The 19,242-nt window shown below is 66.9% G+C and carries 16 protein-coding genes and 1 tRNA gene; 6 read left to right on the top strand and 11 right to left on the bottom strand.

Annotated features, from left to right (window positions below; genetic code table 11):
• Positions 1 to 22: 22 nt before the first annotated feature.
• Both ACTHNC_RS11690 and ileS read right to left on the bottom strand, forming a co-directional pair.
• A complete protein-coding gene (locus ACTHNC_RS11690) occupies positions 23 to 1,393 on the bottom strand; it encodes a bifunctional folylpolyglutamate synthase/dihydrofolate synthase (protein ID WP_440294777.1) in 1,371 nt (456 codons plus the stop codon).
• The gene (gene ileS, locus ACTHNC_RS11685; RefSeq protein WP_440294776.1) at positions 1,390 to 4,701 is read right to left on the bottom strand and encodes an isoleucine--tRNA ligase; all 3,312 of its coding nucleotides are present in this window, start codon (positions 4,699 to 4,701) and stop codon (positions 1,390 to 1,392) included. Before ileS ends, ACTHNC_RS11690 begins: the two co-directional genes overlap by 4 nt.
• A gap of 236 nt (positions 4,702 to 4,937) precedes the next feature.
• Here ileS and ACTHNC_RS11680 point away from each other — a divergent pair, with 236 nt between their 5' ends.
• The 4 genes from ACTHNC_RS11680 to ACTHNC_RS11665 all read left to right on the top strand — a co-directional run bounded on the left by ACTHNC_RS11680 (position 4,938) and on the right by ACTHNC_RS11665 (position 9,817).
• A complete protein-coding gene (locus tag ACTHNC_RS11680) occupies positions 4,938 to 6,305 on the top strand; it encodes an MFS transporter (protein ID WP_440294775.1) in 1,368 nt (455 codons plus the stop codon).
• Between the two features lie 102 nt (positions 6,306 to 6,407).
• Complete coding sequence (valS, locus tag ACTHNC_RS11675) at positions 6,408 to 9,023, top strand: valine--tRNA ligase (protein WP_440294774.1); 2,616 nt, start codon at positions 6,408 to 6,410, stop codon at positions 9,021 to 9,023.
• 87 nt (positions 9,024 to 9,110) lie between these two features.
• Positions 9,111 to 9,566, top strand: a complete 456-nt coding sequence (locus ACTHNC_RS11670) for an N-acetyltransferase family protein (RefSeq protein ID WP_440294773.1) — start codon at positions 9,111 to 9,113, stop codon at positions 9,564 to 9,566.
• Between the two features lie 2 nt (positions 9,567 to 9,568).
• A complete protein-coding gene (locus ACTHNC_RS11665) occupies positions 9,569 to 9,817 on the top strand; it encodes a hypothetical protein (RefSeq protein WP_440294772.1) in 249 nt (82 codons plus the stop codon).
• Positions 9,818 to 9,833: 16 nt separating this feature from the next.
• On the opposite strand, the gene ACTHNC_RS11660 is transcribed toward ACTHNC_RS11665, so the two are convergent.
• Entirely contained in the window at positions 9,834 to 10,034 is a 201-nt protein-coding gene (locus ACTHNC_RS11660) for a hypothetical protein (RefSeq protein WP_440294771.1), read from the bottom strand.
• Positions 10,031 to 10,696 carry an ArsR/SmtB family transcription factor gene (locus ACTHNC_RS11655; protein WP_440294770.1) on the bottom strand — a complete coding sequence of 222 codons (666 nt, stop codon included), beginning with the start codon at positions 10,694 to 10,696 and terminating at the stop codon, positions 10,031 to 10,033. Before ACTHNC_RS11655 ends, ACTHNC_RS11660 begins: the two co-directional genes overlap by 4 nt.
• Positions 10,697 to 10,803: 107 nt before the next feature.
• Between ACTHNC_RS11655 and ACTHNC_RS11650 the strand changes: the two genes are divergently transcribed.
• Both ACTHNC_RS11650 and ACTHNC_RS11645 read left to right on the top strand, forming a co-directional pair.
• Positions 10,804 to 12,831 carry a M3 family metallopeptidase gene (locus ACTHNC_RS11650; RefSeq protein ID WP_440294769.1) on the top strand — a complete coding sequence of 676 codons (2,028 nt, stop codon included), beginning with the start codon at positions 10,804 to 10,806 and terminating at the stop codon, positions 12,829 to 12,831.
• Between the two features lie 222 nt (positions 12,832 to 13,053).
• Entirely contained in the window at positions 13,054 to 13,389 is a 336-nt protein-coding gene (locus ACTHNC_RS11645) for a hypothetical protein (RefSeq protein ID WP_440294768.1), read from the top strand.
• Between the two features lie 6 nt (positions 13,390 to 13,395).
• Here the strand turns inward: ACTHNC_RS11645 and ACTHNC_RS11640 are convergent, their stop codons facing one another.
• From ACTHNC_RS11640 to ACTHNC_RS11610, 7 genes are all read right to left on the bottom strand, one after another.
• Positions 13,396 to 13,821: a four-helix bundle copper-binding protein gene (locus ACTHNC_RS11640; RefSeq protein ID WP_440294767.1), complete on the bottom strand. Its 426-nt coding sequence runs from the start codon at positions 13,819 to 13,821 to the stop codon at positions 13,396 to 13,398.
• Between the two features lie 76 nt (positions 13,822 to 13,897).
• On the bottom strand, positions 13,898 to 15,178 hold the full coding sequence (clpX, locus tag ACTHNC_RS11635; protein WP_440294766.1) for an ATP-dependent Clp protease ATP-binding subunit ClpX: 1,281 nt from the start codon (positions 15,176 to 15,178) through the stop codon (positions 13,898 to 13,900).
• Positions 15,179 to 15,328: 150 nt separating this feature from the next.
• The gene (locus ACTHNC_RS11630; protein WP_440294765.1) at positions 15,329 to 16,003 is read right to left on the bottom strand and encodes an ATP-dependent Clp protease proteolytic subunit; all 675 of its coding nucleotides are present in this window, start codon (positions 16,001 to 16,003) and stop codon (positions 15,329 to 15,331) included.
• 37 nt (positions 16,004 to 16,040) lie between these two features.
• Entirely contained in the window at positions 16,041 to 16,625 is a 585-nt protein-coding gene (locus ACTHNC_RS11625; RefSeq protein ID WP_440294764.1) for an ATP-dependent Clp protease proteolytic subunit, read from the bottom strand.
• A 159-nt stretch (positions 16,626 to 16,784) separates the two neighbouring features.
• The gene (locus ACTHNC_RS11620; protein WP_440294763.1) at positions 16,785 to 17,261 is read right to left on the bottom strand and encodes a tetratricopeptide repeat protein; all 477 of its coding nucleotides are present in this window, start codon (positions 17,259 to 17,261) and stop codon (positions 16,785 to 16,787) included.
• Between the two features lie 85 nt (positions 17,262 to 17,346).
• Complete coding sequence (gene tig, locus ACTHNC_RS11615; RefSeq protein ID WP_440294762.1) at positions 17,347 to 18,768, bottom strand: trigger factor; 1,422 nt, start codon at positions 18,766 to 18,768, stop codon at positions 17,347 to 17,349.
• A 48-nt stretch (positions 18,769 to 18,816) separates the two neighbouring features.
• Positions 18,817 to 18,891 (bottom strand) — tRNA-Pro (locus ACTHNC_RS11610).
• Between the last annotated feature and the right edge of the window lie 351 nt (positions 18,892 to 19,242).

Raw genomic sequence — 19,242 nt, 5'->3', positions numbered from 1 at the left:
GTGGGCGGAACGTGGACGCCGCTCATTCGGATGCGGCCTTCCAGTCGCGCTCCTGGGCCAATCCCAGGGCCTCGCCGATCAGGGCGATGGAGCCGGTGACCACGACCGCGCGGCGCGGATCGGATGCCGCCCACTGCCTGGCCGCCTCGATCGCGTCGCCGAGGTCGTGGTGCGCCTCGGCGTGCTCGTGCGTCCACTCCTCGACATGGTCGGCGAGCTCGGACGACGAGGTGGAGCGCTCCGAGTGCGACTGCGTCACGAAGATCCGCGCGGCGAGCGGGGCGAGCGCGTCGACGATGCCGTGAGCATCCTTGTCGCGCAGGATGCCCAGCACGAACGCGATCTCGTCGAAGTCGAAGAACTCCGGCAGCGCTCTCGCCAGGGTGAGCGCGCCCGCCGGATTGTGGGCGGCATCCACCAGCACGGTGGGCTCAGTGCCGATCAGCTGCAGCCTGCCCGGCGAGGTGACGGTGGCGAACGCCTCCTCGAGCAGCGGGCCGCGCAAAGGTTCGCCGCCGTCGCCGAGGAACGTCTCGACCGCGGCCACCGCCACCGCTGCATTCTGTGCCTGGTGCGCGCCGTACAGCGGTAGGAACAGGTCGGGGTATGTGCCGGCGCGACCCCTGATCGTGACCAGCTGGCCGCCAACGGCGACCGCGTCGTCCTGCACGTCGAAGTCGACCGGTTGGAAGGCGATGGATGCCTCGCGCAACTCGGCGGCACGCACCAGCTCGCGCGTGGCATCCTCCACCTGAGCGGCGCTCACCACGGTCGCCGACGGCTTGATGATTCCGCTCTTCGTGCGGGCGATCTCCGCGATCGTCGAACCGAGCCGGTCGGTGTGGTCCAGCGAAATCGGCGTGAACACTGCCACCTGACCGTCGCCGACGTTCGTCGAGTCCCACTCGCCGCCCATCCCGACCTCGATCACCGCGACGTCGACCGGAGCGTCGGCGAAGCAGGCGAACGCGAGCACGGTGATCACCTCGAAGAAGGTGAGGCGCTGCTCGCCCTGTTCGACCAGCTCGGCGTCCGCCATCTGCACGTACGGCGCGACGTCGTCCCAGTTGCGTGCAAGCGCCTCGTCGCTGATCGGCTCGCCGTCGATCATGAACCGTTCGTTGAAGCGCAGCAGGTGCGGGCTGGTGAACAGCCCGACCCGCAGGCCGTAAGCCCGAAGGATGCTCTCGATGATGCGGCTCGTCGACGTCTTGCCGTTGGTTCCCGTGATGTGGATGATCGGGTAGGCACGCTGCGGATCCCCCAGCAGCTCAACGGCCCGCCTCGTCGGCGCGAGCCGCGGGCGAGGGCTTCCCTCGCCCAGCCGGCTGAGAAGCGTCTCGTAGACCGCGTCGGCCGCCTCCCGGTACTCGTCGTCCGTGAGATCTGTCACTGAACCTTCTCCAAGCTCACCAGCAACGCGGACCCCGCGCCGACCGGGGTCGACCCCGGCGCCTCGGCCACCGCGTCGTCCACGTCGACGTCCAGCTCGAGTGCGAGCGTCTCGGCGCTCACCAGTTCGGCGTGCGTGCGCACGGCGTCCGCTCCAGCGGCGTCGAGCACGAGCCGCAGCCGGATCCGGTCGCTCACGTCGAGACCCGCCTGCTTGCGGCTCTCCTGGACGACGCGCACGGCATCCCTGGCCAGCCCCTCGGCCTCGAGCGCCTCGTCGGTCGTCGTGTCGAGCAGCACGAACCCCGCGCCGGGAAGCAGCGCGAGAGCGCGGCCCGTGTCGACGGCATCCGTCGTCTCGAGCACGAGCTCGTACTCGCCGTCCTGCAGCGGGATTCCACCGGCCGTGACGACACCGCCGTCCTCGGTCCAGTCGCCCTCCCGTGCGGCCCGGATCGCCGTCTGCACACTCTTGCCGAGCCGCGGGCCCGCCGCACGCGCGTTCACCGTGAGGCGCTTGCTCACGCCGTACTCCGCAGGGCTGTGCTCGGTGAGCTCGACGAGCCGCACGCGCTTCACGTTGAGCTCATCACGCAAGATGGCATCGAACGGCTCGAGCGTTCCGGCAGCATCCGTCACGACGGTCAGCTCGGCCAGGGGAAGTCGAACGCGCAGACCCGCGGCTTTGCGCAGCGACAGCGCGACGGAGCTCACCTGCCGCACCCGGTCCATCGCGGTCACAAGTGCCTCATCCGCGGGGAACGCGGAGGCCTCCGGCCAGTCGGTGAGGTGCACGCTCCGGCCGCCGGTGAGACCCTTCCAGATCCGCTCGGTGACGAGCGGCAGCAGCGGAGCTGCGACTCGGGTCAGCGCCTCGAGCACCGTGTACAACGTGTCGAACGCCTCGGCGTTGCCGCCGTCCGGCGTCACACCCTCCCAGAACCTGTCGCGGGAGCGGCGCACGTACCAGTTCGTGAGCACGTCGGCGAAGTCGCGGATCTTGGCCGCCGCGAGCGTCGAGTCGAAGTTCTCGAGGTCGCGGGTGACGGCATCCACCAGCTCCCGCGTCTTGGCGAGCAGGTATCGGTCGAGCACGTCGGACGAGTCGGTGCGCCAGCTCGCCTCATAGCCACAGGCGTTGGCGTACAGCGAGAAGAAGTACCAGGTGCTCCACAGCGGCAGAAGCGCCTCGCGCACGCCCTGCCTGATGCCCTCCTCCGTCACGACGAGATTGCCGCCGCGCAGCACGGACGATGACATGAGGAACCAGCGCATCGCGTCCGACCCGTCGCGGTCGAAGACCTCGGCGACGTCGGGGTAGTTGCGCAGCGACTTCGACATCTTCTGCCCGTCGCTGCCGAGCACGATGCCGTGGCTTCCGACCTGCTTGAACGCCGGGCGATCGAACAGCGCAGTGCTGAGAACGTGCATCAGGTAGAACCAGCCGCGGGTCTGCCCGATGTACTCGACGATGAAGTCCGCAGGGTTGTGCGCCTGGAACCAGTCCTGGTTCTCGAACGGATAGTGCACCTGCGCGTACGGCATCGAGCCGGAGTCGAACCACACGTCGAACACGTCGGGGATGCGGCGCATCCTCGAGCGCCCCGTCGGGTCGTCCGGGTTCGGTCGGGTCAGTTCGTCGATGTACGGGCGGTGAAGGTCCGGCTCTCCGTCCGCGTTCAGTGGCAGCCGTCCGAAGTCGCGCTCCAGGTCCGCGAGCGATCCGTAGACGTCGATCCGCGGATACGCGGGGTCATCGCTCTTCCACACCGGGATGGGCGAACCGAAGTACCTGTTGCGACTCACCGACCAGTCTCGTGCTCCGGAGAGCCACTTGCCGAACTGGCCGTCTTTGACGTTCTCCGGGACCCACTCGATCTGCTGGTTGAGCTCCACCATGCGATCCCGGAAGTCCGGAACCCGCACGAACCAGCTCGACACCGCCTTGTAGATCAGCGGGTTGCGGCACCGCCAGCAGTGCGGGTAGCTGTGCTCGTAGGATGCCTGCCTCAGCAGCCTCCCCATCGCCTTCAGCGCCTGCGTGAGCGGCTTGTTCGCATCGAAGACCTGCAGGCCCGCGACGTCGGTCACCTCGGGAAGGAACCGTCCGCCCTCATCGACGGAGACGACGACGGGGATGCCCGCGGCCGCGCACACACGCTGGTCGTCCTCGCCGTACGCCGGCGCCTGGTGGACGATGCCGGTGCCCTCCTCGGTCGTGACGTAGTCGTCGACGAGGATCTGCCAAGCGTTCTGCGTGCCGTACTTCTCGGCATCCGCGTAGTAGTCCCAGAGCCGGTCGTACTGCACGCCGGCGAGCTCCGAACCGGTGACGGTGCGCGTCACGGCGGCACGGGCATCCTCTGCGCTCTCGTAGCCGAGGTCCTTCGCATACGAGCCGATCAGGTCGAACGCCAGCAGGTACTCCGCCCCGAGCACGGTGACGTCTCCGCGCTGGGCCGAGCCCTCGCGCTCGACCTCGGCGTCCGGTGTGCCGTTCGGTCCGGCGGGAAGGACCGCGTATTCGATCTTCGGCCCCACCGCGAGCGCCTCGTTCGTGGGAAGCGTCCACGGCGTCGTCGTCCACGCGAGGGCTCGCACGGCGGTGAGGCCGAGCGCCTCCGCCTTCTCCCCTACCAAGGGGAACGTGACGGTGACGGTCTGGTCCTGGCGCATCTTGTAGACGTCGTCGTCCATGCGCAGCTCGTGGTTCGACAGCGGCGTCTGATCGCGCCAGCAGTACGGCAGCACCCGGTAGCCCTCGTAGGCGAGCCCTTTCTCGTACAGCTGCTTGAACGCCCACAGCACCGACTCCATGAACGTGATGTCGAGCGTCTTGTAGTCGTTGTCGAAGTCCACCCAGCGCGCCTGACGCGTGACGTACTCGCGCCACTCGCGCGTGTACTTCAGAACGGATGCCCGCGCCGCCGCGTTGAACGCCGCGATGCCCATCTCCTCGATCTGGCTCTTGTCGGTGATGCCGAGCTGACGTTCGGCTTCCAGCTCGGCCGGCAGGCCATGCGTGTCCCAGCCGAACCGGCGGTGCACCTGCTTGCCGCGCATCGTCTGGAACCTCGGGAAGACATCCTTGGCGTAGCCGGTGAGCAGGTGGCCGTAGTGTGGGAGCCCGTTCGCGAACGGCGGTCCGTCGTAGAACACCCACTCCGGTGCGCCCTCGCGCTGGTCGATGGATGCCTCGAATGTGTCGTCGCGCTTCCAGAACGCGAGCACGTCTTCCTCGATCTGCGGAAAGCGAGGGCTAGGGACGACGGCAGCGGGGCCGAATGCGGTTTCGCGGGGATAGGTCATGGATGCTCGCAGGGTAGAGAGGATCATCGGCGCCGGGACGACCCTCACGGACCGCGGTACCACCCCGCTTGAACGGGCGCATTGCTGCGCCAGCTCCACTCTCACGGCGGCTGTGACGGGCCTGCCCCGCTCGGTTCTACTTGGTTCGAAGCCACGTGGGCTTTCGCCGTTCTTCCGAGAGCTCCCCGGTGATGTCCGGATCGACGCCTGTTGAAGCATTCTACGTGGGATGCTGGATGCTCGTGACCGATTCCACAGCCATCGCAGCACGCAACGCCGACCGCAACGCCTGGCGGGTGACCCTCGCCTCGCTCGTCGGCACCTCGCTCGAGTCGTACGACTTCTACGTCTTCAGCTACTTCAGTGCTCTGTTCAGCGCTGCCGTCTTCTTCCCGGCCGAGAACAAGGTCGCCGGAACCCTGCTGGCGTTCCTCACCCTCGCCACCTCATACTTCGTCCGTCCCATCGGGGCGATCGTCTTCGGTCACCTCGGCGACCGCCTCGGCCGCCGGGCAACGCTGATCTGGACGATCGGCATCATGGGCGTGTCCACTGCGCTGATCGGCGTGCTACCCGGCTACGCGACCATCGGAATCGCGGCACCGATCCTGCTCGTCGTGCTGCGGGTCATCCAGGGCATCTCGCTCGGCGGCGAGTGGGGCGGTTCCATCCTGGTCGGCGTCGAGCATTCCACCGAGCGACGTCGGGGCTTCTACGCCGCTCTTCCGCAGCTGGGCTCGCCGATCGGCACCATCGTCACGGCCGTGCTGTTCCTCGTGCTGAGTTTCAACATGTCCCCTGGGGCGCTCGGCGCCTGGGGCTGGCGCATCCCGTTCCTGCTCGCGCTCCCGCTGCTGGCGGTCTCGCTGTACCTCAGGCTCTCCATCGACGAGACCCCGGTCTTCTCGCACCTCGTGCAGGAGAAGCGACGCACCCGGATGCCCGTGCTCGACGTGTTCCGGCGCCAGCCCGTGGCTCTGGTGGTCGCCATCGGCGCCGCCCTGCTCGGCATCGGGTCGTACTCGCTGATGAACACGTACACCATCAGCTACGGCGTCACCGCGCTGCACTTCGATTACACCCAGTTGTTCATCGCCACCACGATCGGCAGCCTGCTGCAGCTCGTGACGATCCCGCTCTTCGGCGTTCTCGCCACCCGCATCGGCTCGGCGCGCGTGGTGTGGATCGGCGCGCTCACCACGCTCCTCATCGCGTTCCCGATGTACTTCCTGCTGCAGTTCGCGACCTTCCCGATCCTGGTCGGCACGATGATCGTCGGCGGTATCTTCCCGACGCTGAGCTGGGCAGGGCTCGGTGGGCTGATGGCCGACATCTTCGGCCAGTCCATCCGGTACAGCGCGCTGTCGATCGCATACGCCGTGGCCGCCGCGCTCTCCGGCCTGATCCCGATCCTGACCGAGGCACTGGGTGCCGCGACGCACAACGCGTGGTGGCATCCGGGCATCGTGCTCGGCGTGCTGTCGGCGATCACCCTAGTGGCGGCGGTGGCAGCGGCATCCATCGCTCGGCGCCGCCGGGAGGGACTCGCCGACGCGGAGGACGTGCTGGAGTCCGAACGGGACGCGGTGCCGGCGGCGCACTAGCTCCTTTCAGGAGTCGACCGCGCCGACAAGTAGAATGGCGGGAATCCCACACTCAGGCACCAGTTGACACGGTGCCGCACATAACGACCACGGAGATCCGCCATGACCGACGCCGCGCACGACGCATCCGCCACGACCGCCTTCGGCAGGATCCCCGACAAGCCGGCGCTCGAGGGCCTCGAGCAGGTGTGGGACGAACGCTGGCGCGCCTCACGCACGTATCACTTCGACCGGGATGCCGCCCTGGCCGCAGGCCGGTCCGGGATCTACTCCGTCGACACGCCGCCGCCGACCGCGTCCGGCTCGCTGCACATCGGGCACGTCTTCAGCTACACGCACACGGACATCGCTGCTCGGTACCAGCGCATGCTCGGCAAGCACGTCTTCTACCCGATGGGCTGGGACGACAATGGGCTGCCCACCGAGCGCCGGGTGCAGAACTACTACGGGGTGCGCTGCGACCCGTCGCTGCCCTACGACCCGGACTTCGTGCCGCCGTACGAGGGTGGAGACAACAAGAGTTCGCGGGCAGCCGACCAGAAGCCGATCTCGCGCCGCAACTTCATCGAACTGTGCGCGAAGCTCACCGTCGAAGACGAGAAGCACTTCGAGGCCGTCTGGCGCAAGCTGGGTCTCTCCGTCGACTGGAACCAGACGTACCGCACGATCGGCGACGAGTCGATGTTCGTCTCGCAGCTCGCCTTCCTGCGCAACGTCGAGCGCGGCGAGGCGTACCAGGCGATGGCGCCGACGCTCTGGGACATCACCTTCCGCAGCGCCGTCGCCCAGGCAGAGCTCGAGGACCGCGACCAGCCCGGCGCGTTTCACACCATCTCGTTCCACGGCGACGACGGCCCCGTGGTGATCGCGACCACGCGTCCCGAACTCATCGCCGCGTGCGTCGCCCTGGTCGCGCATCCGAGCGACGAGCGCTACAAGCCGCTCTTCGGCAAGACGGTGCGCACGCCGGTGTTCGGCGTCGAGGTCCCGGTGCTCGCCCACCATCTCGCCGAGCCCGACAAGGGAACCGGCATCGCGATGGTCTGCACCTTCGGCGACATCACGGACGTCACGTGGTGGCGTGAACTCGACCTGCCGACGCGCCCGATCATCGGCTTCGACGGCCGCGTGCTCCCCGACCCGCCGGAGGCGATCTCCAGCCAGCAGGCGAAGGATGCCTATGCCCAGCTGGCGGGCAAGACCGTCTTCTCGGCGAAGCAGGCGATGGTCGAACTGCTCAAGGCATCCGGCGACCTGCTGGAGGATCCGAAGCCGATCACGCATTCCGTCAAGTTCTACGAGAAGGGCGACCGGCCGCTCGAGATCGTTTCGACGCGCCAGTGGTACCTCACGAACGGGGCCCGCGATAAGAGGCTCTCCGAGCGGCTCATCGAACTCGGGCGCGAGATCGACTGGCACCCGGACTTCATGCGCGTGCGCTACGAGAACTGGATCGGCGGGCTCTCCGGCGACTGGCTCGTCTCGCGCCAGCGGTTCTTCGGCGTGCCGATCCCGGTCTGGTACCCGGTGAACGAGGATGGCGAGACCGACTTCGACCATCCGATCCTGCCTGCACGCGACCAGCTTCCCGTCGACCCGACGATCGACACCGCGCCGGGATTCGAGGAGTCGCAGCGCGGCGCGCCCGGCGGCTTCGTCGGCGAGGTGGACATCCTCGACACGTGGGCGACGTCGTCGCTCACGCCCCAGATCGTGGGCGGCTGGGAACGCGACCCCGAGCTGTTCGAGTCCGTTTTCCCCTACGACCTTCGTCCTCAGGGCCAGGACATCATCCGCACCTGGCTGTTCTCCACCCTGCTGCGCGCGCAGCTGGAGGAGGGTGTCGCGCCGTGGAAGCACGCCGCTCTCTCCGGCTTCATCGTCGACCCCGACCGCAAGAAGATGTCGAAATCGAAGGGCAACGTGGTGACGCCCGCGGACATTCTCGAGCAGCACGGCTCCGACTCCGTGCGCTACTGGGCCGCGTCGAGCCGGCTCGGGACCGACTCTGCCTTCGATCCGCAGAACCCGACGCAGATCAAGATCGGCAGGCGCCTGGCCATCAAGGTGCTGAACGCGGCGAAGTTCATCCTCGGCTTCCCTGAGGGCGACTCGACCGTGACGGAGTCCCTCGATCGCAGCATGCTCGCCGGGCTCGCCGACGTCGTCGCCGAGGCCACCAAGGCGCTCGACGACTACGACCACGCGAAGGCGCTCGAGGTGACCGAGTCGTTCTTCTGGGCGTTCTGCGACGACTACCTGGAGCTCGTCAAGGAGCGCGCGTACAGCGAAGGGCCGGGCGCCGGTTCGGCCGTGGCCGCCCTGCGCCTCGCGCTGTCCACGATGCTTCGGCTGTTCGCCCCGTTCATCCCGTTCGCCACGGAGGAGGCCTGGTCCTGGTTCCAGGCCGGCTCGGTGCACGCCGCGCAGTGGCCGTCCTCCGACGAGGTGCGGGCCGCGGCGAGCGAGGCGACACCGCACGTGCTCAAGGCGACGTCGGGCGTGCTGACCGGCATCCGCGGGGCCAAGACCGCTGCGAAGGCTTCGCAGAAGGCACCGGTCGCCCGCGCGGTCATCACGGCTCCCGACGAGGAGCTGAGGGCCATCGAGCAGGCCGGTGCAGACATCCGCGCCGTCGGACGGATCGCCGAACTCGAGTTCGTCCCGGGCGCCGAGTTGACGGTCGACGTCGAGCTCGCGGACGAGTCGGCCGCGTAGAAATGGTTGATGCGCGCCGTTCCTCCTGACAATAGGTTGTAGACACGTCTCGCGCCTACCGCGACGGCGCGCCCAGAGGGGGACTGAATGGGAATCACGATCCGCGAACCAGGAGAAGGAGACTTCTTCTCCTGGCTCGCCCTTTACGAGGATTACGCCGCGTTCTACGGACGCCAGCTCACCGACCAGGGTGCCCTTCTGGTGTGGAGCTGGCTGACGGATGCCGCCCACAGCGAGCGCGGACTGGTCGCCGTCGACGACGAAGGCGCCCTGGTCGGCCTCGTGCACTTCCACGATGTGCCGCGTCCGCTCGAGGGAGACCGCGCGCTGCACATCGACGACCTGTTCGTGCTCGAGGAGCACAGGGAGCAGGGCTACGGACGCACGCTCATCGAAGCCGTGGCCGATCTGGGTGCCGGCTCGGGCATCCGCGTCGTGCAGTGGCTCGCGAAGCCCGAGGACTCGGATGCCCGCGGCTTCTACGACGAGATCGCAGACGCCTCAGAGGTGGTCGTCTACCGACTGCGTCCCCAGGACGCCTGACCATGCAGCTCGGCACCCGTTGGCCCGTCGGCGGAACAGCACCCGAGCGGTTGCCCTCCGTCGTCGTGTCTGCAGTGCGAGCCGTCGAGGACGAGCTCGAGGCGCTCGACGTCGACGCCTCCACGTGGCGCTGGACGCTGACCTGGCTCGAAGGCAAGCCCGTGGTTGAGCTGGACGACGGAACGGTCATCCGGTATCACCCGGACGAGGACACCGCCACGGTTTCTCAGCCGGACGACGACGCCGACTGACTGACCCGGCCGCGGCTCACGGGAGCAGCTGTCCCCGTACCGCAGCCACCCGCACCGTGGTCTGCTCCTCGGCGGCAGCCTGACGACGGTAGAGCGCCTGGCGCTCCGCCTCGAGCCGCTCGCGCCGCTCGCCCCAGGAGACCAACGCCCTGCCGATTCGGATCGCGGCACGCTCTCGCCCGAATCCGCGGGTGGGAACCGCTCCGATCGCGCTCATGATTCCTTCTCCACTCCCCCGATGATCGGGAACGCGTTGAATTGCACCTGCACGGGCCTCGCACCCGGTGGGACCTCGCGCTCACGGAAGGCGACGATCGCTTCATCGAGAACCTCGTAGACCTTGGCCGAGAGCTCCGCGAGCTCGTCGACCGTCATCCGCAAGTTCGAGGTCGAGATCGTGCTGGCCCTCAGCCAGGTCTCCGAGAACGTGTCGGCCGCTCGCGCCATGAAGTCGTTCAGCGCGTTCTCCTGGTTGCGGCGGAACTCCCGGTTGACGAGGTCGTACGCCTCACGGCCGGCAGCGGTGTCGCCGAGTTCGGTCGGATCCATGGAGAGTCCGACGGGCGCGCGCCGCCACCAGCGCTCCCTGGCATTTCCCTTCCCCTCCACCTCGAGAACGAAGTCGTGCTTGGCCAGCTGCCTCAGGTGGTAGCTGGTCGCTCCGCTGGACTCACCCAGCCGCGCCCCCAGACCGCTTGCCGTCAGCGGACCGAACTTCGACAGCTCGTCGAGGATGCGCACCCGCAGCGGGTGGGCCATCACCTTCAGCGCCGCGAGGTCGATGTGTCGATCCGTCGGGCGCAGCTGATGCTCACCGCTCGCTGGTGCTTCGCCCGCGAGCGACTTCCGTGCTTCCCCGGTCGACTGTTCGTCGTTCATGTCATCAGCGTACGCTTGCAAAGTTCTCTTTGCAACATAATCTTTGCATTGATTTGTTTGCAACGTGTCCTTTGGATCCACCGGAAGCACCGCCCTAGGCTGGGTGCATGACGAACCCGCTCCTCAGCGACAGCACGCTTCCGCACGGCCTTCCCCCGTTCGCCGAGATCCGCGACGAGCACTATCTCCCGGCGTTCGAAAAGGCCATGGCCGACCACCGCGCCGAGGTGGCCACGATCGTCGCCGACCCCGCAGAGCCCACCTTCGAGAACACCTTCGTGCCTCTCGAGCGCTCCGGACAGCTCCTGCGCCGCGTTTCCGAGGTGTTCTTCAACAAGAGCTCGGCCGACTCGAACGACGAGATCAGCGCCATCGAGGAGAGGCTTGCGCCCGAACTCGCCGCGCACGAAGACGCGATCCGACTCGATCCCGAGCTGTACGCGCGCATCAGCGCCGTGCACGCACGCCTCGACGAGCTCGACCTGGATGCCGAGTCCCGCTATCTCGTCGAGCGCTACCACGAGGAGTTCACCCTCGCCGGTGCCGGGCTCGGAGATGCCGAGAAGGAACACCTCAAGCGGTTGAACGCGGAGCTGTCCACGCTCTCCACCCGATTCGAGAAGAACCTCCTCGCCGACACGAACGAACTCGCGGTCCACGTGGAGGACGTGTCGCAGCTCGACGGCCTCTCCCCTGCGGAGATCTCGGCGGCGGAGCAGGCGGCGCACGAGCGCGAACTCGATGGATACCTCATCACATTGGTGCTGCCCACCGGGCACCCCTACCTCGCTCGGCTGACCGACCGCGACGCGCGCGAGCGGGTGATGCGCGCATCCCGTTCCCGCGGCATCCATGGCGGCGATCACGACACACGCGACCTCGTGCTGCGCATCACCGCGCTACGGGCGGAGCGTGCGCGTCTCCTCGGGTTCGAGAACCACGCGGCGTACGTCACGGCGTCGCAGACCGCTCGCACCCCGGAGGCCGTCGCGGGCATGCTGGACCGGCTCGCTCCCGCGGCAGCGCGGAACGCCGCCGCGGAGAAGGCGGACCTGCGAGCATCCGCCGGTCATGACATCGAGCCGTGGGACTGGGCGTACTACTCCGAGAGGGTTCGCGCTGCCAAGTACGACGTGGACACCGCGGCGATGCGCCCGTACTTCGAGGCGGAGCGCGTGCTGCGCGACGGTGTCTTCTATGCGGCGAACCGGCTGTACGGCATCCGTTTCGAGGAGCGCCCCGATCTGACCGCGTACCACCCGGATGCCCGCGTGTTCGAGGTCTTCGACGAGGACGGCAGCGCCATCGGCCTCTACATCAACGACCTCTACACGAGAGACTCGAAGCGCGGCGGCGCCTGGATGAACGAACTGGGCGAGCGCACGCACCTGCTCGGCGGGTCCACCATCGTCGTCAACAACCTCAACGTTCCGAAGCCCGCCGCCGGCGAGCCGACGCTCCTGACCTACGACGAGGTGGGAACGCTGTTCCACGAGTTCGGACACGCGCTGCACGGCCTGTTCGCGGTGACGAACTATCCGAAGTTCGCCGGAACGAGCGTGTTCCGTGACTTCGTGGAGTTCCCCAGCCAGGTCAACGAGATGTGGCTGCTGTGGCCCGACGTGCTCGACAACTATGCCCGCCATTATGAGACGGGCGACCGGATGCCTGCGGCGCTCGTGGAGCGCATTCGTGCGTCCGAAGCATTCAACCAGGGCTTCGCCACGAGCGAGTACCTGGCCGCGGCGATGCTCGACCAGGCCTGGCACCGCATCGACGCCGACACGCACGTGGAATCCGTCGAGGAGTTCGAGGCGGCTGCTCTGAAGGACGCCGGTCTGGACGAGCCGGCGGTTCCTCCGCGGTACGCGAGCACGTATTTCGCGCACACGTTCTCGGGGGGCTACGACGCCGGGTATTACTCCTACATCTGGAGCGAGGTGCTCGACGCCGACACCGTCGAGTGGTTCAAGGAGAACGGCGGGCTCTCCCGTGAGGCGGGCGAACGGTTCCGTCGCCGACTGCTCGGCGTGGGCGGTTCGAAGGATCCGCTCGAGGCCTACCGCGACTTCCGTGGGCGGGATGCCGAGATCGAGCCGCTGCTGCGGCGTCGCGGACTCGACGCAGCCGGATGAGTTAGCGGCGGCGGGAGAACCGTCAGCGCCTCAGTGAGACGACGGTGACGACCACCACGAGGGTGCCGACGACACCTGTGGTCAGCCCGATGCAGAACCACGGCCGGGCCGTATTTCGCAGTGTGACGGCTGCGGGTGCGCTCGGATGCGTGCGCTGCGTACTCTGAACGGACCGAATCGCGAGATTCTCCAGTCCGATCCATGAGCACAGGGAGCCGAACCATGTCCGTCCGAGCCGACGAGCACACCACCGCCTCGTGCGCGTGGGAGCGGGACGGCATGTGCGCGGACAACCGGCCGGGCCACGGACTGCACGCCGTGCAACTGCGACTGGCAGCCGCAACGCCGTCCCAGTGGCAGGACGCCCTCGTGGTCGATGTTCGCGACGACGGATGGGTCGACGCCATCACGTTGGACGGCGGGCGGATCTCGCTGTGGAACCACGGCGACCTCGCCGATGTGGTGACCGCGGGAGAGCCCGTCGCCCTGCACGCCGTCTACAACGTGCTGTGGGCCGGCGCTCGACGCTTCAACGTATTCGCAGAAGAAGCGGCCTGAGACCGTTCAGACCGCTTCGGCTTGCCGCATCATGTCGAGCATGGCCTGGCACGCCTTCATGCAGGCGTCGCACGCCATGGCGCACATGCGGCACGTCTCGCTCATCTCGGCGTGATTGCCGCACTCGTCGGAGCACGCCGAGCACATCGCCATGCAGGCCTGCAGCATCGCCTGCATAGCGGCCATGTCGAACCCGCTCGGGCGCATCATCATGCGCATCATCGTGTTGCAGACATCCGCGCAATCCATGCACATGGAGGCGCACTTGATCATGCCGTCGGCCATGGCGTTGTCAGCACACATGGTGCAGGCCTGCTCACACGCCGAACACGCCTCCATACACTCCTGCATGGTCATCGTGTCCATCGCCGGCATGCCGATCGCATCCATCGACATGCTCTGCATCATCTCGGCCGTCATCTTCGTGTCCATCGGAGCCCCCGTAACGTGATCGTGACGGTTGCGATGCTACGCGCGGGTGGGCCGGACTGCTACGACTTCGTCGAGGTCAGGCCGACTTCTCTTCGCGACGCGTGCGGCGGTGCGGAACGATGGTCGGCGCGGCATTGTCGAGCACTGCCTCACGGGTAACGACGACCCGGGCGACCTCGTCGCTGGAGGGCACCTCGAACATGATCGGTCCGAGCACCTCCTCCATGATCGCCCGGAGCCCACGGGCTCCGGTCTGGCGCAGCACGGCGAGGTCGGCGATGGCGTCGAGCGCGGCGGAGTCGAACTCGAGCTCCACGCCATCCAGTTCGAACATGCGCTGGTACTGCTTGACGAGGGCATTCTTCGGCTCGGTGAGAATCTGGATCAGCGCCTCGCGGTCCAGCTGCGTGACAGTCGTTACCACGGGCAGGCGGCCGATGAACTCGGGGATCAGTCCGAACTTATGCAGGTCTTCCGGCAGCACCTCGCTGAAGAGGTTGATGTCGTCGCCCTTGCTGTGCAGCGGGGCACCGAAGCCAATGCCCTTCTTGCCTGCACGAGACGAGATGATGTCTTCCAGACCGGCGAAGGCGCCCGCGACGATGAACAGCACGTTCGTCGTGTCGATCTGGATGAACTCCTGGTGCGGATGCTTGCGGCCGCCCTGCGGAGGGACCGACGCGACGGTGCCCTCCAGGATCTTCAGCAGGGCCTGCTGCACGCCCTCCCCCGACACGTCTCGGGTGATCGACGGGTTCTCGGCCTTGCGAGCGATCTTGTCGACCTCGTCGATGTAGATGATGCCGGTCTCGGCGCGCTTGACGTCGTAGTCCGCGGCCTGGATGAGCTTGAGCAGGATGTTCTCGACATCCTCACCGACGTAGCCCGCCTCGGTCAGCGCCGTCGCGTCGGCGAACGCGAACGGCACGTTCAGCCGCTTCGCCAGCGTCTGCGCGAGATAGGTCTTTCCGCACCCGGTAGGACCGATGAGCAGGATGTTCGACTTCGAGATCTCGATGTCGTCACCCATGGACTCAGCCGGACCGAGAGTGGTGCGGGCGCGCACCCGCTTGTAGTGGTTGTAGACCGCGACCGAGAGCGCCTTCTTCGCCGCATCCTGGCCGATGACGTACTCCTCGAGGAAGGCGAAGATCTCTTTCGGCTTCGGAAGGTCGAATTGCCCGGTGTTCTCTTCACCGGATTCCGCCATGCGCTCTTCGATGATCTCGTTGCACAGCTCGACGCACTCGTCGCAGATGTAGACGCCGGGGCCCGCGATGAGCTGCTGGACCTGCTTCTGGCTCTTTCCACAGAACGAGCACTTGAGCAGGTCGGCGCTTTCTCCGATGCGAGCCATGGAACCTCCCGATTGGGCCGCTTCGTACGAGCCTAACCTGTGGTGCAGACAATGACGGGTAGGCATCTGTCGGGTGTGGCAATCTCCTGCCGAGTGCGAAAAGCGGCGGAGGACTCGTCAGTCCCTCCGCCGCTTCTCGTGCTTCTCGGCCTACTTCGCCGTCAGGGCGGGCAGGCTCTTCCGGCTGCTCAGCACCTGGTCGATCAGCCCGTATTCGCGGGCTTCCTCGGCCGAGAGGATCTTGTCACGGTCGATGTCCTTGTTCACCTGCGCGACATCCTTGCCGGTGTGCTGCGCGAGCGTCTCCTCGAGCCACGTGCGCATGCGCATGATCTCGTTCGCCTGGATCTCGATGTCGGATGCCTGCCCCTGTCCTGCCTCGCCGACGGCGGGCTGGTGGATCAGGATGCGTGCGTTCGGCAGCGCGAGACGCTTGCCAGGTGTGCCCGCGGCGGTGAGCACGGCGGCGGCGGATGCGGCCTGGCCGAGCACCACGGTCTGGATCTGCGGGCGGATGTACTGCATCGTGTCGTAGATCGCGGTCATGGCCGTGAACGAGCCACCGGGCGAGTTGATGTACATCACGATGTCACGGTCCGGGTCCTGGCTCTCCAGAACCAAGAGCTGCGCCATGATGTCGTCGGCCGATGCGTCGTCGACCTGCACACCGAGGAAGATGATGCGGTCCTCGAAGAGCTTCGCGTACGGGTCCTGACGCTTGTAGCCGTAGGCCGTGCGCTCCTCGAAGCTGGGCAGGATGTAGCGGGAGCTCGGCATGGCGATGCGCGAGCCGCCGACCAGACCGGAGAAGTTCGGGGTTTCCATTACGTGTGGTGTCCTTCGTCTCGTGCGCGTACTGCGCCTACTCCTGGGTTCCGCCGCCGCCGACCACGTCGGTCGCCGATTCGCGGATGTGGTCGACGAAGCCGTAGTCGAGCGCCTCCTGGGCGGTGAACCAGCGGTCGCGGTCGCCGTCCGCATTGATCTGCTCGACGGTCTTGCCGGTCTGTGCCGCGGTGATCTCCGCGAGGCGCTTCTTCATGTCGAGAATGAGCTGCGCCTGCGTCTGGATGTCGCTGGCCGTTCCGCCGAAGCCGCCGTGCGGTTGGTGCAGCAGAACGCGCGCGTTGGGCGTGATGTACCGCTTGCCTTTCGTGCCTGCGGTGAGCAGCAGTTGCCCCATGGATGCGGCCATACCGATTCCGACCGTCACGATGTCGTTGGGAACGAACTGCATGGTGTCGTAGATGGCCATGCCAGCGGTGATCGAGCCACCGGGCGAGTTGATGTACAGGTAGATGTCGCGCTTGGGGTCCTCGGCAGCCAGGAGCAGCAGCTTCGCCGCGATCTCGTTGGCATTGTCGTCGCGCACCTCCGAGCCGAGCCAGATGATGCGATCCTTCAGCAGTCGGTCAAAAACACTGGGTTGCAGTGTCGGTTCGGCCATGAACGTGCTCCCTTTTTCGTACGTGCTCTCGAATCTATCGAAGCGGTCGCTAGGGCACGGCCCTGTTCGCCGTCGGCAGAGCCGACGGCGACCTACTAAGCAGAGGTCGCCGCAAGCGCAGCTTGCTGTTGGCAGAGCCGACGGTGAAGGCGAGAGCTTTCAGATGGCGAGTTCTCTCGCGTACGCGGTGACGGACCGCGTGTAGAGCGGCAGGTGCGGCGCGAGGGCACCGAGCGCGATGGATGTCGCCCGTCTCGCCTCTCCGCTGCTCACGAGGGCCAGCGCGTAGAACGCCGCGACAGCATCCCGGTAGGGAGATGCGAGGTGATTCGCGTGCTCGTCGCCGAGCATCCAGACCGCCTCGTGCACGCGCCCGAGATTGCGCAGGGTGCTGGCGAGCTGGATGACCGCACGCACCCGGTGGTCGTCGTCGAGCCCGAGCTGCAGCGCGCGTCGGTAGAGCGGTTCTGCCTCTTCCTCGCGCCCGGCGGAATCCCGCGCTCCGGCCCGATGGAAGAGCGCGACGGCATTGTCGCCCCACACCGCTGCCAACCGGTCGATGCGCTCGATGCGTTCGACGTCGCTCAACTCCTCGTCGGCCCACACGGCGTCGAACTGCTTGTCCCAGTCGGTCATGGCATCCTCCGCGCAGAAGAAGGGACGAACAAGAAGAAGGGGGTGGATGCGTCGCATCCACCCCCGGGCAAGACCCTATCGGCTATTACGCCTTGGCCGCCTTGCCGGACTTCTTCTTCGGCTTCTCCTCCGCCTCGGGAGCTGCCTCGTCGGCGGCCTCCGTGGCGTCCTCGGAAGACTCGGCGCCGGAAGCGTCTGCGTCGTCGGACGTCTCCGCGTCCTCGGCCGGCTCATTCACCGCGGCGAACTCAGAGAGGTCCACCGGCTGTCCGTTCGAGTCCTTCACGACGGCGCGGCCGAGAAGCACGGCGATCGTCTTGTTGCGGGCGACCTCGCCGAACATCTGCGGAAGCTGGCCGTTCTCGCCGAGCAGCTGCACGAACTCGTTCGGGTCCATGCCGTACTGGGCGGCCGCCTGAACCAGGTAGTTGCTCAGCTCGTCCTGGCCGACCTGGATGTTCTCCTTCTGCGCGATCTCGTCGAGCAGCACCTGGGTGCGGAAGGCCTTCTCGCTGGCCTCCTTCACCTCGGCACGGTGCTCGTCGTCTTCGAGCCGGTTCTCCGCCTCGAGGTGGCGGTGCACCTCGTCTTCGACCAGGCCCTCGGGCACCGGGATCTCGGTGAGCTCGAGCAGACGGTCGACGAGAAGGTTGCGTGCCTCGTTGCCCTGTCCGAACGTCTTGCCGCGTGCGGCTTCGCCGCGAAGGCTCTCGCGCAGCTCGTCGATGGTGTCGAACTCGCTGGAGATCTGTGCGAAGTCGTCGTCGGCATCCGGGAGCTCGCGCTCCTTGACGGCGTTCAGCGTGACCGTGATCTCGGCATCCTCGCCCTCGTGGTCGCCGCCGAGCAGCTTGGACGTGAACGTGGTGGTCTCGCCGGCGGAGAGTGCGTCGAGTGCCTCGTCGATGCCCTCGACGAGCTCGCCGGAGCCCACTTCGTAGGAGACGTTGCTCGCGGTGTCGACCTGCTCGTCGCCGATCGTCGCCACCAGGTCGAGCTGGGCGAAGTCGCCCTTCTTCGCGGGGCGGTCGACGGTGACGAGCGTGCCGAACCGGCTGCGCAGTCGCTCGAGCTCGGCCTCGACGTCCTCGTCGGTGACCTCCGCCGCGTCGACCGTCAGCTCCAGGCCGTCGTACTCCGGAAGCGTGATCTCGGGACGCACGTCGACCTCGATGGCGACGATCAGATCACCCGAGTAGTCCTTGTCGCTGGGCCACTCCGTGATGTCGGCCTCGGGCCGACCGACCGGCTTGACATCGTTCTCCTCTACAGCGTTGCGGTAGAAGCCCTCGAGCCCCTCGTTGACGGCGTGCTCGAGAACTGCTGCCTTGCCGACGCGCTGGTCGATGATCGGCGGCGGAACCTTGCCCTTGCGGAAGCCAGGGATGCTCACCTCCCCGGCGATGTGCTCGTAGGCGTGCTTGATGCTGGGCTGCAGTTCTTCCGGCGTCACTGCGATGGTGAGCTTCGCGCGAGTCGGGCTCAGCTTCTCGACCGTGGTCTTCACGTGGGAGATCTCCTGTGTTCGAAAGTGGTTCGGTCAGAGTCGACGTTGTCGGGGCGACAGGATTCGAACCTGCGGCCTCCCGCTCCCAAAGCGGGCGCTCTAGCCAAGCTGAGCTACGCCCCGGATCGTGGTGGACCCGCTAGGTGACCCGGCCGGGCACGCGCCAAGGCGTTCAGCAAGCCGAAATGACCTCGCACAGTCTACCGAAGAAAGCGGGATGCCCGTTCCGGCGAATTCCAGAGCAGTTGCGCCGTTGCGGCCCTCAATCCTCGACTGCGCGTCGAGACTACGATTCGGCCGCCGGAACTACGGTCAATTACCGTAGTCTCGGCTTGTTATGTCGCAGAATATCGGTGACAGTTCTGTGTCAGGACATCGGTGACGCTTCGGCTGGTCTTGGTGGTGACACTTCGGCGGGTCAGATTGGTGAGTGAAGCACTCCGAGCCCGTTGATCCCCGTGTCCGTCTCGCTAT

The sequence above is a fragment of the Humibacter sp. genome, from assembly GCF_051954055.1.
GTDB lineage: Bacteria > Actinomycetota > Actinomycetes > Actinomycetales > Microbacteriaceae > Humibacter.
This window is presented reverse-complemented; position numbering and strand designations above follow the sequence as displayed.